The 16,494-nt window shown below is 46.4% G+C and carries 14 protein-coding genes; 12 read left to right on the top strand and 2 right to left on the bottom strand.

Annotated elements, in window-relative coordinates; genetic code table 11:
* The first annotated feature begins 691 nt into the window (after nt 1-691).
* The gene (locus GKZ89_RS11110) at nt 692-892 is read left to right on the top strand and encodes a hypothetical protein (RefSeq protein WP_155112470.1); all 201 of its coding nucleotides are present in this window, start codon (nt 692-694) and stop codon (nt 890-892) included.
* A 39-nt stretch (nt 893-931) separates the two neighbouring features.
* Here the strand turns inward: GKZ89_RS11110 and GKZ89_RS11105 are convergent, their stop codons facing one another.
* A complete protein-coding gene (locus GKZ89_RS11105) occupies nt 932-1,966 on the bottom strand; it encodes an STAS domain-containing protein (RefSeq protein ID WP_155112469.1) in 1,035 nt (344 codons plus the stop codon).
* A gap of 86 nt (nt 1,967-2,052) precedes the next feature.
* Between GKZ89_RS11105 and GKZ89_RS11100 the strand changes: the two genes are divergently transcribed.
* From GKZ89_RS11100 to arr, 11 genes are all read left to right on the top strand, one after another.
* The gene (locus GKZ89_RS11100; RefSeq protein ID WP_155112468.1) at nt 2,053-3,378 is read left to right on the top strand and encodes an FAD-dependent oxidoreductase; all 1,326 of its coding nucleotides are present in this window, start codon (nt 2,053-2,055) and stop codon (nt 3,376-3,378) included.
* Nucleotides 3,368-4,354, top strand: coding sequence for a class I SAM-dependent methyltransferase (locus GKZ89_RS11095; protein WP_155112467.1), 987 nt, complete (start codon nt 3,368-3,370; stop codon nt 4,352-4,354). Before GKZ89_RS11100 ends, GKZ89_RS11095 begins: the two co-directional genes overlap by 11 nt.
* 36 nt (nt 4,355-4,390) lie before the next feature.
* Nucleotides 4,391-4,915, top strand: a complete 525-nt coding sequence (locus GKZ89_RS11090; RefSeq protein ID WP_155112466.1) for a GNAT family N-acetyltransferase — start codon at nt 4,391-4,393, stop codon at nt 4,913-4,915.
* Between the two features lie 476 nt (nt 4,916-5,391).
* On the top strand, nt 5,392-6,573 hold the full coding sequence (gene pgsB, locus GKZ89_RS11085) for a poly-gamma-glutamate synthase PgsB (protein ID WP_162356741.1): 1,182 nt from the start codon (nt 5,392-5,394) through the stop codon (nt 6,571-6,573).
* Nucleotides 6,574-6,585: 12 nt separating this feature from the next.
* Entirely contained in the window at nt 6,586-7,035 is a 450-nt protein-coding gene (pgsC, locus tag GKZ89_RS11080) for a poly-gamma-glutamate biosynthesis protein PgsC (protein ID WP_155112465.1), read from the top strand.
* Nucleotides 7,036-7,048: 13 nt separating this feature from the next.
* On the top strand, nt 7,049-8,206 hold the full coding sequence (locus GKZ89_RS11075; protein ID WP_162356738.1) for a CapA family protein: 1,158 nt from the start codon (nt 7,049-7,051) through the stop codon (nt 8,204-8,206).
* A 15-nt stretch (nt 8,207-8,221) separates the two neighbouring features.
* Nucleotides 8,222-9,823, top strand: a complete 1,602-nt coding sequence (locus GKZ89_RS11070) for a gamma-glutamyltransferase family protein (protein WP_162356736.1) — start codon at nt 8,222-8,224, stop codon at nt 9,821-9,823.
* 15 nt (nt 9,824-9,838) lie between these two features.
* Nucleotides 9,839-10,072: a hypothetical protein gene (locus GKZ89_RS11065; protein ID WP_155112463.1), complete on the top strand. Its 234-nt coding sequence runs from the start codon at nt 9,839-9,841 to the stop codon at nt 10,070-10,072.
* A gap of 307 nt (nt 10,073-10,379) precedes the next feature.
* Complete coding sequence (locus GKZ89_RS11060; RefSeq protein ID WP_430697162.1) at nt 10,380-12,764, top strand: immune inhibitor A domain-containing protein; 2,385 nt, start codon at nt 10,380-10,382, stop codon at nt 12,762-12,764.
* Between the two features lie 939 nt (nt 12,765-13,703).
* Entirely contained in the window at nt 13,704-15,023 is a 1,320-nt protein-coding gene (brnQ, locus tag GKZ89_RS11055) for a branched-chain amino acid transport system II carrier protein (protein WP_162356734.1), read from the top strand.
* Between the two features lie 184 nt (nt 15,024-15,207).
* Nucleotides 15,208-15,621, top strand: coding sequence for an NAD(+)--rifampin ADP-ribosyltransferase (gene arr / locus GKZ89_RS11050; RefSeq protein WP_155112460.1), 414 nt, complete (start codon nt 15,208-15,210; stop codon nt 15,619-15,621).
* A gap of 102 nt (nt 15,622-15,723) precedes the next feature.
* Here the strand turns inward: arr and GKZ89_RS11045 are convergent, their stop codons facing one another.
* Nucleotides 15,724-16,467, bottom strand: coding sequence for an SDR family NAD(P)-dependent oxidoreductase (locus tag GKZ89_RS11045; protein WP_155112459.1), 744 nt, complete (start codon nt 16,465-16,467; stop codon nt 15,724-15,726).
* Nucleotides 16,468-16,494: the final 27 nt, after the last annotated feature.

The following is a 16,494-nucleotide window of genomic DNA, read 5'->3' as shown; positions in this document are numbered from 1 at the left end:
ATCGGTCTCAGCAGCCGTTATTTTTACAAAATCGGGCTCCCGGGAGGGGAAAAACCGAAAATAAGAGCTGTGGAGACCGAAAAGCGGGAAAATGGCTGTTTTTAGAGGAAATAGCATCCCTGGAGACCGGAATTTCAGTGTTCGGTCTCAGAGGACGCTATTTTGTAGAATACGGGCGGTTTTTAGCAGTATCGGTCTCAGCAGCCGTTATTTTTACAAAATCGGGCTTCCGGGAGGGGAAAAACCGAAAATAAGAGCTGTGGAGACCGAAAAGCGGGAAAATGGCTGTTTTTAGAGGAAATAGCGTCTCTGGAGACCGGAGATCCAGCGTTCGGTCTCAGAGGACGCTATTTTGTAGAATAGGGGCGGTTTTTAGCAGGATCGGTCTCAGCAGCCGTTATTTTTACAAAATCGGGCTCCCGGGAGGGGAAAAACCGAAAATAAGAGCTGTGGAGACCGAAAAGCGGGAAAATGGCTGTTTTTAGAGGAAAGAGCGTCCCTGGAGACCGGAATTTGATCTTACACTCAATAACCAGCCAACCGCTGACTTTTCCGTGCAGGGGAAGGATCTTGAATTCGAACTTAGAGAAATTCTCCAGCACACCGCGAATTACCTAATTAGCGACAGAAAGGGTTACAACCGCTTTCATCCGGGTAAATCCAGAATAATACAAACAAGGAGGAGATTGTAATGGTCAATACATTTAATGAATCTGCAATTGCTACTTATTTGAAAACATCTGGTGAGGAATGGTGCGAGAAGCTTGGAGCCGGGGATCTGGATGAAGTGGGGAGAGCGAAAATTGAGGGGAGAATTGATGCGATAAGGGGGATGCTTGAGCGTTTTGAGCTTGGAGAATTTGAGTGTGAGCATATTAAACGCAAGCTGTAAAAAAAACCTGCTGAACAGCTGCTCAGCAGGAAAGATGGGTTAGATAATCTGGCGGCCCTGTTCAGATAGGGCGGAATAAATACCGTGCTGCAGGGTGCTGAAGCAGCTGAATGCAGAGAGGTTATGACCTGATTTTGCGATTGAAATGGCGAATTCAGGTGTGATTCCGACAAGAATGGTTTTTACGCCGATGAGCCCTGCTGATTTAGCCAGCTGCTCGATAAATTCTACCGTGTCTCTCGTGATATCTTCACTCATCGCTGTCAGATCAAGCACCATGTATTGTGCTTTTTGGGAAGGCAGATTGGTAAGTGTGCGCTGTACAAGATCGTGCGAACGCTGCTCATCGTATTTGCCGATTAAAGGGACGACCACAATCCCTTCTAATACAGGGATGATGGGGGAAGAGATTTCCCGGATCAGCTCATTCAGTTCCTGAGTGCGCTCTTCAACAAGCAGTTCGAGCTTGCGGATCTGTTCGGACTGTTCCTGCCGCGCATATTCATGGATGTTTTGCTGAACCGTCATGTTTGAAGGGAAGTATTCAAATTCTGAATACGGGTGTCCTTCAATCTGACTTTGCAGAACGTTGTACCAGATGTTCACTCCGAACAGGCCGGTCAAGATCCCGGCGAAATGCCCGGGTGTAAACGTACCTTGCGTCTTCTTGCCCTGGCTTTCGTTAATTTTATGCTCCCAGCTGTCTTTAACCTGGATCACAGCCGATTTCCTGCTGTTGTTCACCTGGGTGATCTCCATGCGGCCCCATCCTGCTGAAGCATACGTGTTCGGCAGTACTGCTGCTACTTCATTGAGCGTCAGATTTTGAGATTTGAAATAGTCGCCTACCACAATACCCTGCCTGAAGCCTGCTGTTTCCAGCACAACTGCTGCTGCCTTATCACCTGAGATTTCTTCTATCGTGTCAAACAAAATTTTCATCGCAGAATCTATCCAAAAAAGAACGGCATCGTCCTTTTCATATTTAAAAATGCCCTGGTCAAGGTCCCAGCTGAATTCCAGGCCACCTACAATGACCTGATGATCTATTGAGGATGTGAGTTCTTTTTCCATCGTTCCCAACCTTTCCATATTTCCCTATACCTATAATACTACATATTTCGAGAAACTGGCCTAAAAAGATCGGAAGGAGGAAAATATTGAAAACAACTATTCTTGTGATCGGCGGGGGGGTAGGCGGTCTTACCGTGGCATTGAGGCTTGCAGCCTGCGGAATTGATGTGACAGTGGCCGAACAGGCGAAAAGCGGTTCTCATTCCTATAAGGGTGAGCTTCTTCAGCCGAAAAGCCTGCAGATCTTTCATTCAATCGGTCTTCTGGAAAAAGTGGAGAGCAGAGGGCACCGTATTCACAGCATCGATATTCATGAAATGAAAAAAAACAGCGACGGATATTCAGAGACCGGGAAAGCGACAATGGACTACGGGCTGCTGAGCAGCCCCTTTAACTATTCACTGATGATTCCCCATGAAGGGTTAAAAGATATTTTGCTGCAGGAAGCGAGGAAGCATCCTTCTTTTCATTATCTGCAGCCTGCAAAATTTAATGGATTTAAAGAAGGAAAAGCGATGATTCTCGCAGACAAAGAGGAAATTGAGGTGGAAGCCGATTTTATGATCGGGGCGGAAGGCCGGAGGTCAAAAACAAGAGATTCCATGAACTCGGAAATCCGTGAGAGAAAATATGATCACCATTTTCTTACTGTCTCATTTGGCAGACCGGAACAAATGACAGAAGGAAAGATGATTTCGACACCAACAGCCTTCCTTGGTCTGTTCCCTCTTCCGGACAACCGGGTGAGAACTGTGTACCTGATTCCGGCAGGTGATTATTCCCGTATAAAAGAGAAAGGGATCAGCTATTTCCATGACCGGTACAAAGAGCTGTGCCCGGAACTGGACGGGTACGTTGATGAAATTCAGAGCTACCGGCAGATTCAGCTGATGATTCCGGTCCGCTATCATGCCAGCCGCTATATTGACGGCAATAAGGCGCTCGTTGGCGATGCTGCTCATGCTGTGCACCCGATGGCTGGAGAAGGAATGAATCTTGCAATTCAGGATGGGGACATATTGGGTGTACTGCTCTGCTGGATGTATACGAACGGGCGGACTTCTCCTGACCTGCTTGAATGGTACGAAAAGGTCCGCAAGCCCAGGACAAGCCGCGTTTTGAGCTTAAGCCATTTATCTGCATTAACGTATTCCAAGCCGATCGTCTATTTGCCGGGCTTCAGAAAAAAGGGCATCATGCAGACGACCAAGGATACGAGGCTTCATACTAAACAAATGCTCAACGTGTCCGGGCTCGGTCTGTGGAAGGAGACGCTGTATGACCGGATGGTCCAGCTCGGACTCCTTCCGGCGGGGAATACAGACTTCTCAGCCCGGCAAAAGCAGTACATGTTTACACCGGAAATGGATTATCCGTGGGAAAAAGAGGGAGGAACGCACGTTGCTGAATGACTATGTCCGGATCATGAAGGCCAGAGGGTGGATGAAGAAGAATATTCCGTTTCTATATACATGGCATGCCTACGTCGGCTATGAGCTGGATTTATATGAGTATTTCCGCAAGCCAAAGACCATTTCCGAGGTAGCACAGGCATATGATCTGAAGCTTGATCTGCTGGAGAGGTGGATGGAGGTGGGGCTCGCTATCAAATATATGAAAAAAATGCCGAAAGGAAGATTCCGGACATCCCGCAGTTTTATGCTGCCATCCGGGAAAAAAAACCCGCGTTCTACCGGAGTGATCTTAAAGGAAATGATGGAATTGCATATTCCGGCTCTTTTAAGCTATCCGGCCATTATGACCACTGAAAATAAGCAAACCTTTGATCACGACATGCATGGCGGTGTCGTTGCGCAAACCTCCTCCCTGCTGGAGCAGGCAGCCTATCCCGTGATGCATCAGATTGTGAAGAAAAAAGGAGCGGAAAGCGTTTTGGATGTCGGGTGCGGGCATGCCGGCTACTTGATTCGCCTTGCAAAGGATTTTCCGCATTTAAAGCTTACGGGCATTGAACTGAATGAAGGAGTCGCAAATGAAGCCAGACTCAGGTGCCGGGATTATCCGGAGCTGAACATTGAATGCCGCGATGCATTTGAATGGAATTACGCGGAGAAGAAAGATTTGGTTTTGATCAATAACCTTCTCCATTACATCCCGCACGAAAAGCGGCCTGACCTTTTGAAAAGAGCGTCCTCTTGGCTCGGGGAAGCGGGAGAGATCATCATCTTGACCCCTATGAAGCACGAGAAATATGGACGGCAGTTCTCCAGTGTGTTTAACAGCTTTTTTTCCGCCTTCTCGAACTTGCATCCGATCCCCGGGGAAGGAGATGTAAAGGAAATTGCAGAACAGGCAGGGCTTCATGTGTCATCCATCCGTCCGGTCATCAAAGAGGGTGGATGGTTCGCTGTTCGTCTTGTTAAATAGTAGAATAAGACACGAACGAATAGCAGAGGTGATCACATGCAGAAGAAAGCTGAAGAAAATATGCCTTATAACGGCTACAAGGCCAGAGTGGCGGGCATCGAGGATTACAGAGAGGCAGAGACCCTGCTGAAGGAGACAGCTGCCTGGCTGAAAGCGAAGGGATCCACTCAATGGAATGAACTTGCGGAAGGGGACATCCCCTGGCTCAAAGAATCCATTGACCGTGGTGAGATTTATCTTTTCTTCATGGAAAATGAAGCGGCTGGAATGGTGATGCTGCTCCGGGACCCGGGAGAATGGGATGTGGCGCTCTGGGGGGAAGATCAGGAGCAGCGTTCCATTTACCTCCATAAGCTCATCACTTCAGTGCGCCATAAAGGAACAGGACTGGGCAGGATCATCCTTGACTGGGTTTCTGACAGCCGCTGTTTTGAGGGGCGTGACCGGATCAGACTGGACTGCATAGAAAGCAATCATGTACTCAACGAATTTTACCAGGCAGCCGGTTTTGTGTATAAGGGCAGTTCAGGCGGCTTCTGCAAATATGAGAAAGAAAACTGAGTGTATGGTGCACTCAGTTTTTTTTGTTGCAAGTTCATGAAGAGAAATAAGGAGAAAGACAGCTTGAATTCCCGCAAACAGGAGAAAAAACAAAACTTTTGGTCTGAATGCGGCGTCCTGTTTTTCCTGAAAAAGCAGTAAAGCGCTTTAAAGAAGGACATCCCCTCATTTTGACCCTTTTCACAACTTTTACATTCCTTTACAAAGTGAAAATGGGGCTAGACTCTAAAACAGCCATTCAGGATTTAAATTCAAAGAAACCTATCAGACCGGGCTTGCTGGAAGAGGATAAATCCATCTAATCGGGTCCGAATTTTGAAAACTCAAAATAAATGAGCACTTGCACACGGTTGGTTTGCATAGGGCAAAAAGTGAGTTGCTCCTTTTATCCTCTATTATTCAGCGCGTTTAATACCTAAAGTAGAGAAGGGTTAAGGAATTGCACTGTTTAAAAAACGGGAGGAGATGAGGCATACGTGTGGGTGATTTTTGCGGCGGCAGCGCTTGTTCTGATTCTTGGAATGCTGGAAAAACGCCGTCATCAGAAACGGATTGATTCCATACCTGTCCGCATCAACATTAACGGAATCAGAGGGAAATCGACTGTTACACGTCTGATTTACGGAGTAGTAAAAGAAGCCGGATACAAAACAGTCGGAAAAACGACCGGAACAGATGCCCGGATGATGTACTGGAATACGACGGAAGAAAGCCCAATTATCCGCAGACCAGAGGGCCCTAATATCGGAGAACAGAAACGGGTGATACAGGAAGTATCGGATCTCGGAGCGGATGCGTTGGTAAGTGAATGCATGGCGGTCAACCCGGATTACCAGGTGATCTTTCAAGAAGACATGCTGCAGGCGAATATCGGTCTGATCGTGAATGTTCTTGAGGATCACATGGATGTCATGGGACCAACGCTTGATGAAGTGGCAGAAGCTTTTGTGGCCACCATCCCGCATAACGGACATATCATCGTGAACGAAAGCCCATATGTGGATTATTACCGGAGGGAAGCGGAGAAGCGCAATTCCAAGCTGATTGTTTGTGATAATTCAAGAATTTCCGAGCAATTTCTGAAAAGTTTCGAATATATGGTTTTTCCTGATAATGCTTCACTTGCACTCGCGGTAGCGGATGCACTCGGCATTGATGAAAAAACAGCCTTCAGAGGAATGCTGAACGCGCCGCCGGACCCGGGAGCTATGAAAATTCTGCCGCTTGCAGATGCTGCCAATCCGGGATACTTCGTAAACGGTTTTGCTGCCAATGATGCAGCATCGACGATCAATATCTGGAAAAGGGTTGAAGGTCTCGACTATCCAACCTCTAATGCTGTCATCATTATGAACTGCAGGCATGACCGGGTAGACCGCACCATCCAATTTGCAAATGATGTACTGCCATTTCTTCCGGCAGGAGATGTTGTCATTATTGGGGATACGACCCAGCCGATTGCAGAAGCATATGAAGCCGGCAACATACCGACTGACCGGTTCCATAACCTGGAGGGTTACTCCACTGATGAAATTCTTGCAGTACTGGAGCCAATGATGAACGGAAGAGCCATTTACGGAGTAGGAAACATACACGGTGCGGCAACGCCGCTTATTGACCGGCTGGAAGACTATAAAATCAAGCAATTTGTCAGTTAGGAGGAACCAACATTGTTCGGATCTGATTTGTATATCGCACTTGTGCTCGGAGTGCTTCTAAGTCTCCTTTTTACAGAAAAAACCGGGGTGATTCCGGCAGGACTGATCGTTCCCGGTTACCTCGCATTAGTATTTGACCAGCCCGTCTTTCTGGCTGTCGTCTTCTTTATAAGCCTGCTTACATACTTAATCGTTACATACGGAATTGCCAAAGTGGTGATCTTGTACGGAAGAAGGAAGTTTGCTGCGATGCTGACCGTCGGCATTCTTCTGAAGCTTGCTTTTGATTTCACCTATCCGATATTGCCGTTTGAAATATTTGAGTTCAGGGGCATTGGGATTATCGTTCCCGGGCTGATCGCCAATACGATGCAAAAGCAGGGAATGGCTTTAACAGTCGGCAGCACACTGCTTTTGAGCGGGGCAACTTTCCTGCTGATGACGCTCTACTATTTAATCTGAAGGAGGGAAGAGTGTGAGCCATCCTAACGGAAAAGAACTGAAATTTGAGGAAAAGCTCCTGCGGTTTATCAAAAGAAACCGCAGGAACTCCAAAACACATGCGGTAGTCGGGCTGCTTATTGCAGCAGCCGTGATGTTCGGGTTTTCGTTTACCGAGAAACCGCCGGTATCCGGAGCACCACAATATGACGGAGAGGTTTTTACAGCCTCCTTTATGGGTGATATCATGATGGGCCGGAATGTTGAGAAGGTAACGGATCAGAAAGGCCAGGATTATTTGTTTAAGCAGGTAAAGCCTCTTCTGCAAAACTCAGATTATATCACTGCTAATTTTGATCATCCGATTACGAGAAATGAAGCCGCTCCGGGCGATGATTCGAAACATATTCAGCTCCGGACCGGTCCGGAGTCTGCCCAGACCCTGAAAAACATGAATTTTTCTGCAGTCAGCCTTGCGAATACCCACACGATGGATTACAAAGTCCAGGGTCTGAATGATACGAGAGAAACGTTTAAGAAGCTTGGAATCGGAACAACCGGTGCAGGAAGCAACCTGAAGGATGCACGCAAGTCCATCTCCTATCAGAATCACAATGGTGTAAAAGTGGCGACTCTTGGTTTTACAGATGTATACCCCGAGGGAGCGAAGGCTACCGAATACAACAGCGGGGTACTGGCGATGGAGCCGGAAAATTTTGTGCCGATGATTGCGGAAGCAAAGAAAAAGGCTGATTTTGTATTCGTTCATGCTCATTGGGGACAGGAATATGACGTAAAGCCCCATCCAAGGCAAAAAGATCTCGCAAAAGCACTGGCCGATGCAGGGGCCGATGTTGTCATCGGGCATCATCCACATGTGTTATCACCGGCAGAAGTGTACAAAGATACAGTCATTTTCTACAGTCTCGGGAATTTCATTTTCGATCAGGGCTGGAGCAGGACGAGGGAATCAGTTATTGCCCAGATGAGGCTGATGAACGACGGAAAGGCGAGATTCGAGCTGACTCCTCTAAAGATTGAAGGAGCCCAGCCATCACCCATCCGAAATCTTAATGAGCTGCAAAAGGAAAAATTGAGAAAGCAGCTGACCGGAGATTCACAGAATCTCGACTGGTATGAAGAGAACGGGAAGTTCATTTTTGAAATGGACTATTCGAAAAAATTAGAGTAAAAAGCAGGGATGCATATGAGAAAGAAACGTCTTTGGACAGCAATGGCAATCCTTCTCATCATCATGTTGCTTGTTGCCCAGTCAGGAATATTAAAGCCTCCTTCTGAGTCCAAGGCAGCTGTCAGTGCGAACCACCCCCTTGCTGTCCAGGCCGGGCTCGAGGTCATGGAACGGGGCGGAAACGCCATGGACGCTGCGGTAGCCGTTTCCTACGTACTCGGGGTTACAGAGCCATTTGGCTCGGGGCCCGGGGGCGGGGGGATGATGCTCGTTTATAATCCGGAAAAAGACATCAAAAAAGTGTATGACTATAAAAGCTCTGCTCCCGAAAACGGAGAAGATTCCAAAGATTACATTGCCGTACCGGGATTTGTAAAAGGGCTTGAGCATGCCCACAAAGAGCAGGGGAAAGTAAAAATGGAAAAGCTGCTGGAGCCTGCAATCCGTCACGCATCAAAAGGGTTTAAAGCAGACACCTTTCTTTCTGACCGTCTCGCAGAGGCAGAGGATCAATTTCAGGAAAAAGATGAAAAACTCCCAGCGGCATTTTACCCGGATGGAAAGCCCGTTAAAAATAATCAGCTCATCAGACAGCCGGAGCTTGCTGAATCGCTGAAAACGATTCAGGAGCAGGGGAGCAAAGGGTTCTATTCCGGAAAATTGGGAGAAGCCATCGCAGAGGAACTGGACAGCGTCGGCAGGGATGACTTGAAAGAGTACAAGGTAAAGGAAGAAAAACCGCTGGAAGGAAAATTTGGCGAAACAACCGTCATGACCTCCCCGCCCCCAAGCGGTGGAATATCCCTCCTGCAGATCTTAAAGCTCGCAGACCTTTATAAAGGAGAGTTTAAATCAAAGAAAGTGACAAACTCGGTACATCTGATGGGCGAATTTACAAAGCAGTCCTATCATGAACGGATTTCAGAGATTCAAGATCCTGCTTACGGAACTGTGGACGTAGAGAGACTGCTTTCTGACGATCATATGAAGAAGATGGCGAAGGATATTGATTTTGAGGACGTCACCTTTGATCTGGATGTGAACAATTCAAAAGCCGATGATGAGGATCACCAGAATACCACCCACTTCGTCATTAAGGACAAAGAAGGAACGGTAATTTCTGTGACAAACACCCTCGGGGAATTTTTCGGGTCCAAGAAGCAGGTAAATGGGATGTTTATGAACAATGCCCTCACAAATTTCAGTGAAGATGACGATTCGCACAACCAGATGGAACCAGGAAAAAGACCGAATAATTATACGTCACCGGCCATCATTGAAAATGATCGGGAAATCGCAGGCATTGGAACGCCCGGCGGCAAAAGGATCCCGACTGTTCTGGCCCAGGTACTGGTCCAGCGTGAATATTTCAACTCCTCCTGGCAGCAAGCTGTCAACCAAAGGCGTTTTTATATTGAAGAGGATGATCTCACAATGGAGCCGGGGTATCCGGAAAACGTCAGAGACAAACTTGAAAACCGCGGCTATGACGTCAAGGTGAAAAAGTCCCCTTTTTACTACGGGGGCGTTATGGTCTTGAGTATAGATAAAGATAGTCAGGATGTAACGGGAGCAGCCGATCCGAGAAGAACGGGAACATGGAACACATCTAACTAGAAAGGGGTTAGGTTCATGAAATTTGTTAAAGGGTTATGGTCGACGATTGCAGTAGCAGGAATCGTCGCATTGATGGTTGCTTTTAAACATACTGAGGTGATGGATCCGCAAGAAAAAACAGCGATTCAGCAGGAAATGAAAAAAGCAGCTGCCCAGGCGGAGGCTGAAGCCAGACAGGCGGCCGCCAAGGCAGGAGCACCGCAGGAGAAGCCGGCACCTGAAAAGCCGGCAGATGAAAGTGCAGAATAACATTGTCTCTATGCCCGGGAATCATTTCCGGGTTTTTTATATGGAAAAAAAGATGGATGACCGGGTATGCAGAATCCCTCTATATAAATCTTTAAATGTAAGTGAATGTAAGAAGAAGGGAATTAGTGACGAAAAACATAGGCTTAAAGCCCCTCACATGAAATTTTACAAAATAGAATTTTCGGACTATTTATTCTATTCAGATTAGATTTATAATAGTTTTGTAATGAAAAAATTTCATTTTCATGAAAAAATGTCTAAATTTATGATATTTTTCATGATTACAGGGGGTCTTGGGTTGAGGAAATTGAAAAGATCAGTACAAAAGCACAGCAAGCGCTGGCAGAAAGCAGCAGTCGGAACGGCAGTTGTGAGCGGTCTCCTGCTCGGATCTCTGCTGCCTGGACAAGCTTCCGCAGCGGTACAGACTGCACCGGAATCAGCACCGATCGATTACAACATCATCCCGGAAGAAAGACTGGCTGATGCATTGAAAGAGAAAGGTGTTATCTCCAAATCCGCTTCACAAACAGAGATTAACAAAGCGGTAAAAACGTACATTGAAAAGAAAAACGGCGAGAAGCCAGAGGTTCATGCAGATTCCCACGGTCATGCCATGGATTCCAAAGTAAAAGATTTCATGACGAAACAAAAAGAAAAAATCAAAAAGCAATTTGGCAAGAATAAAGCAGCCAAAGGCAAGCCGAATGGGCTGGTAAAAGTAAACCCTGCCAAAGATGCACCATATAATGGGAAGGTTCGGGAAGATAAAGTACTTGTCCTTCTTACAGAGTTCTCAGACTTTAAACACAATAATGTGGATCAGGAACCTGGATACATGTATGCAGACGACTTCAACAAAGAGCATTATGAAAAGCTGATGTTCGGTGATGAAGAATTCACCATGTTCAACGGCGAAAAAATTAAAACCTTTAAGCAATATTACGAAGAGCAGTCCGGCGGAAGCTATACAGTTGACGGAACGGTGTCCGAATGGATTTCAGTTCCTGGTACTGCCAAAGAGTACGGAGATGATAACCCGAACGGCGGACATGACAACCAAAACCCTAAAGGGGCACGTGATCTTGTAAAAGATGCACTGAATGCTGCTGTTGCTTCCGGTATGGACCTTTCCGAATATGATGAATTCGATCAGTATGATCTGGATGGAGACGGCAATCAAAATGAACCGGATGGCCTTGTGGACCACTTGATGATCATCCATGCAGGAACAGGACAGGAAGCTGGAGGAGGACGTCTTGGGGACGATGCGATCTGGTCTCACAGATGGACGGTCGGAAATCAGCCTTACAAAGTTCCAGGATCAACTTCCGAAGTGCCTTATTGGGGCGGACAAATGGCTGCTTTCGACTACACCATTCAGCCTGAAGACGGAGCAGTTGGAGTATTCGCACACGAATTCGGACATGACCTTGGCCTTCCGGATGAGTATGACACACAGTACACAGGTGCCGGTGAGCCGGTAGCATCCTGGTCAATCATGAGCGGCGGAAGCTGGAACGGAAACATTGCCGGAACAGTGCCGACAAGCTTCTCCCCAATGAACAGAGAGTTTTTCCAAAAGACAATGGGCGGAAACTGGGCGAACATCACGGAAATGGATTTTGAAGATATCGGACCATTCGGCTTCTCGACTGTCATTGACCAAAGCGTTACGAAATCCAAAAACCCTGGATTCGTGAAGGTTAACCTTCCGAAAAAAGCGGTAAAAGGGATCGAGTCTGCATTCGGCAAAAAGTACTATTACAGTACAAAAGGCGATGACCTGAACACGAAAGCAACAACTCCGGAAATGGATTTAACTGCGGCAACTACAGCAAAATTCGATTACAAAGCGTATTTCGATATTGAATTTGACTACGATTACCTGTATGTCAATGCTATCAAAGCAGACGGAACAAAAGTGCTGATTGATACAATCGGTGACGAAGATACAGACGGCGATGCCCGTGCTGAGTCCTCCAAAAAGCAGTGGGTGGACAAGTCTTATGACCTGAGCCAGTTCAAAGGACAGAAAATTAAATTGGAATTCAACTATGTAACAGACGGCGGTCTTGCGCTCGATGGATTCGCAATGGATAATCCAACCCTTACAGTAGATGGAAAAGTAGTATTCTCAGATGACGCAGAAGGCACTCCTAAGGTTGCATTGAATGGCTTCATCGTTTCTGACGGAAATTACTACAAAGACAACTACTACTACCTTGAGTGGAGAAACTATGCGGGATCCGATGAGGCTCTTGCTTACTCCAGAGGTGCCGTTTACAACACTGGTATGGTCGTTTGGTACGGAGATGAAAGCTATACTGATAACTGGACAGGACCGGCACATCACCCTGGTTACGGATTTATCGGAGTAGTCGATTCCCACCCTGAGACAGTATTCGGAACACTGAACGGTAAACCAAGTGCTGCGAACAGCACACGCTACCAAGTAGCAGATGCAGCATTCTCATGGGATAAAACGAAAGCATTCACTGTTTCCTCTCCAACACGAGGCGAATTCACATTTAAAGGAATGCTTGGAAATACCCTGTTCGATGATTCACAGACATACATCGACTACGATCTTCCGGATGCAGGTAAAATCCTTCCAAGACATGGCCTGAAAGTACAGGTTATGGGAGAAGCGAAAGACAACTCTGCCGGAATGGTCTGGATCCGCAGATAATAGTGAGGAGAGAACAGCCCGCTGCTTTACAGCGGGCTGTTTTTTTTATGGGGAGGAAACACATGAAATTCAGCATAAATCCTGGAGTTTCAGCATAAAATGAAAATTTTCAGCAGAAACTCGGGAAATTCAGCATAAAGCGGAAAATGTTCAGCATATATTCAGGGATTTCAGCATAAAGTGCGAGCGGTCTAAAAACAAATAGAGCAGGAAGCCTGCAGCAATTTTGGAAGTCAGCAATTACCTGCAGGAAGTCAGCAATTAACCGTGCTAAGTCAGCAATTATCTGCAGGAAGTCAGCAATTAACCGTGCTAAGTCAGCAATTACCTGCAGGAAGTCAGCAATTATCGTGAAAAGTCAGCAATTACCTGCAGGAAGTCAGCAATTATCGTGAAAAGTCAGCAATTACCTGCAGGAAGTCAGCAATTAATCGTAAAAAGTCCGCAATTCCTGCAGGTAGAGACAGTGATGCCTAGTAAAAAGTCTGTGATCCCGATAAAAAGCCGGCATCAAGTACAGGAACCCGGCATTTCCATGTAAAAAGCCGGCACCGACCGTAAAAATAAGTACCGGACCCCTTCAATCTCCATAAGATATCATCCATTAAGTACACCAAGCCGCCAAATTTCCGTAAAAAGCCTGGAAATCCCCGCAAAATAAATCCATCAAGTACACCTAACCGTCATTCCCACTCAAAACCTGCAGCCATTCCTGCGAAACATCAGTCTCCAATCAAGGTAATATGGCCCTTCCGCTAATCGCTCGAGTTTAGGCTGAAAATAAGTCTGCTGTCTTATAAAATCTCCTGAATTGTCATATTCTAACTTGAATCCCCTTACAATTTATTTAAAATTTTAGTATTTTTAGAAAGCTGTAGCCAAATGTCATGGGAGTTGTTATACTTCATAAATATATTTTATAAAGAGGAGGATCACGAGGTGGAGAATCTATCCATGAAGGACCGCATATTAATCAGCGTCATGCTGTTCTCGATGTTTTTTGGAGCAGGAAACCTGATTTTTCCTACTTTTTTAGGCTTTTCAGCAGGGTCACATACTTTTCTCTCTCTGGCGGGCTTTATCGTAACCGCTGTCGGGCTTCCGGTCATGGTCGTTACAGCGATTGCGATCCATGGAACAGCAGAGAACCTCAATGAAAAAGTCCACCCATACTTTGCTCTAATTTTTCCCGTTATTATCTATCTCTGCATCGGGCCGGGTCTTGCCATTCCGCGCGCAGCTACCATTGCTTATGAGATGGGGTTGAAGCCGTTTATTGGACAAGCCGGTGCTGCGCAGCCTGCAGCGCTAGGGATTTATACAGCCGTCTTTTTCGGATTGGTGCTTTGGCTTAGCCTTTCTCCCTCAAAGCTGGTCGACCGGCTGGGGAAAATTCTGGCACCTGTAACCTTATCCATTATTGTGATTCTCTTTGTGAAAAGATTGTTTACCCCAGGGTCATCCTTTGGTGCACCCGATCCCAAATACTCCGGCAATTCTTTTTTTCAAGGTTTCCTGGACGGATATTTGACAATGGACGCTTTAGGGGCGATGGCATTTGGCGTGCTGATTGCCAATACTGTTCGGTCGAGAGGGATGGTGTCGCAGAGGCAGGTTTCCCGGAGTATGATCTCAGTGGGAATCGGAGCCGGCCTTCTCCTCACAGCCGTATACAGCATTCTTGCTTTCCTCGGCTCTTCCTCCGGAGGGTATGGAGAAGCAGCTAACGGGGCAGAGGTGCTGACGCTGTTGACAAGGGAACTGTTTGGCGAAGCAGGCATTGTCATACTAGGTCTTCTGTTTACACTTGCCTGTCTGAGTGTGTCCATCGGGCTCGTGATTGCATGCAGCCAGTACTTTTACAAACTCTTTCCTGCTTTATCCTATCGAGTATGGGCAGTGATTTTTACGCTCGCGAGTCTCCTCATTGCGAATCTCGGATTAAATCAGATTCTGAGCATCTCTGTTCCGGTATTGAGTATGGTTTATCCAGTACTTGTCGTCCTGACCGTAATCGGTTTGCTTGATAAAGCAGTAAAGCACCGCCATGCTGTTTATCCACTGGCTGTTTTATTCACTGGCATTTACAGTGTTGCCGAGTTTTTGAACAATTCTCTACTGAACGGGAGCCTGGATGGATTATTCTGGGTTATCCCGCTGGCAGCTCAAGGAATTGGCTGGCTGCTTCCTGCTGCAATCGGTGCCGCAGCCGGGTATCTAATAAGCATGAATAAGAAAAGAGTGCCGGCAGAGCATTAAACCTGTCTGCAGTTATTAATGAAGGAACTTAAAAAGCCCAGCTTCCCGCCATAATCTGCGGAGCTGGGCTTTTGGTTGTATCCTCTACTTTAAGTATACATGAATGTTAATCGCATTTGCAGGCTTTTCTTTCTATCTTTTTCCATTATAATCAAGTATACAAATCCAATCAGGGGGGATTAGAATGAACGAAAAAAAGGTCTTGGACATGGGCCCTTTCTTCCATGGAACGAAAGCAGAGCTGAAAATTGGAGATCAATTGGAACCCCGTCACTTATCAAATTATCAAAACAAAGAATCAAATTATATTTATTTCACAGCAGCCTTAGATGCAGCGAAATGGGGAGCGGAACTAGCAAAATCGGAAAGAAAAGAAAGGATTTACATTGTGGAGCCGTTGGGTGAATTTGAAAATGACCCGAATTTAACCGATAAAAAATTCCCGGGAAATCCTACGCGATCCTACCGGTCCAAGTCCCCTTTAAAAATAATCGCCGAGTTAAGTTCGTGGCAGAGGCATTCAGATGAAGAAATCGAATATATGCTTGCTTCTCTGAAAAAGCTAAGTGAAGAAGGGAAAAATGGTATCGATGATTAAATGATGTGCACCCGGGAGCTTGAATCCTCAAAACAAAAAAAGAACCGGCATCGGTTCTTTTTTTGCATTCTATTATTATGCACGTCTACGGCTGCTTTGCTTTTATAAAGAATAGCCCCCATCGATGACAAGGTTGTGGCCATTAATGTAGCTGGAGTCTGGGCTTGCCAGAAAATAGACAGCCTTTGAGATTTCTTCCGGCGACCCGAATTTGCCCCTCGGATGTTCATTCTCCGCTTTTGAGTAGGCTTCTTCGTTGGGATAAAGGCTTTTCAGCAGCCTTGTATCCACTGGACCAGGGGAGATGGCATTGATCCGGACATTCCGTTTCGCAAACCGGGAAGCGAGCGTCTTCGTCATCCCGATCACTCCTGCCTTACTTGCACTGAATGCTGGGAGCGCAGGAGGGAATGCAGCACTGCCGACAACGGCTGCGTTATTGATGATGCTGACAGGTTCTTCTTTGGAAAAATACTGTTCTCCGTGCTTGATCATCAGATATTGGGATTTTAAATTCGTATCCATGACTTTTTCCCAGTCATCTTCGTCAACCTGGCTCAGCGGTCCGACCGCTGGATGGCCGATTCCGGCATTGTTAAAGAGCACATGAAACTCCTGCTTTTCGCTGCCCAATTTTTCGTAAAATTCCTTTACGCTGTCTTCCTGGTCCACATCCACTTTGCAAAATTCGATGGTTCCTTTGAGATCCCCGGCTTCCAATTCTTTCGCGCTCTCTTCATCTCTGCCGAGTGCATAGACATGTGCCCCTTTTTCAGCAAACATACGGGCCGCTTCATTTCCGATTCCGGAGGTCGCTCCGGTGATGATGACTACTTTGTTTTGCATGGTAAACACCCTTTCGATGATTCTACG

It is taken from the genome of Metabacillus mangrovi (genome assembly GCF_009711125.1).
Lineage (GTDB): Bacteria > Bacillota > Bacilli > Bacillales > Bacillaceae > Metabacillus_B > Metabacillus_B mangrovi.
This window is presented reverse-complemented; position numbering and strand designations above follow the sequence as displayed.

What these genes read in the sequence shown, in the direction of transcription:
- GKZ89_RS11065 (WP_155112463.1), top strand. Translation starts at nt 9,839, where the DNA reads ATGAAATTTGTTAAAGGGTTATGGTCGACGATTGCAGTAGCAGGAATC.
- arr (WP_155112460.1), top strand. Translation starts at nt 15,208, where the DNA reads ATGAACGAAAAAAAGGTCTTGGACATGGGCCCTTTCTTCCATGGAACG.
- GKZ89_RS11070 (WP_162356736.1), top strand. Translation starts at nt 8,222, where the DNA reads ATGAGAAAGAAACGTCTTTGGACAGCAATGGCAATCCTTCTCATCATC.
- GKZ89_RS11090 (WP_155112466.1), top strand. Translation starts at nt 4,391, where the DNA reads ATGCAGAAGAAAGCTGAAGAAAATATGCCTTATAACGGCTACAAGGCC.
- GKZ89_RS11110 (WP_155112470.1), top strand. Translation starts at nt 692, where the DNA reads ATGGTCAATACATTTAATGAATCTGCAATTGCTACTTATTTGAAAACA.
- GKZ89_RS11105 (WP_155112469.1), bottom strand. Translation starts at nt 1,966, where the DNA reads ATGGAAAAAGAACTCACATCCTCAATAGATCATCAGGTCATTGTAGGT.
- GKZ89_RS11045 (WP_155112459.1), bottom strand. Translation starts at nt 16,467, where the DNA reads ATGCAAAACAAAGTAGTCATCATCACCGGAGCGACCTCCGGAATCGGA.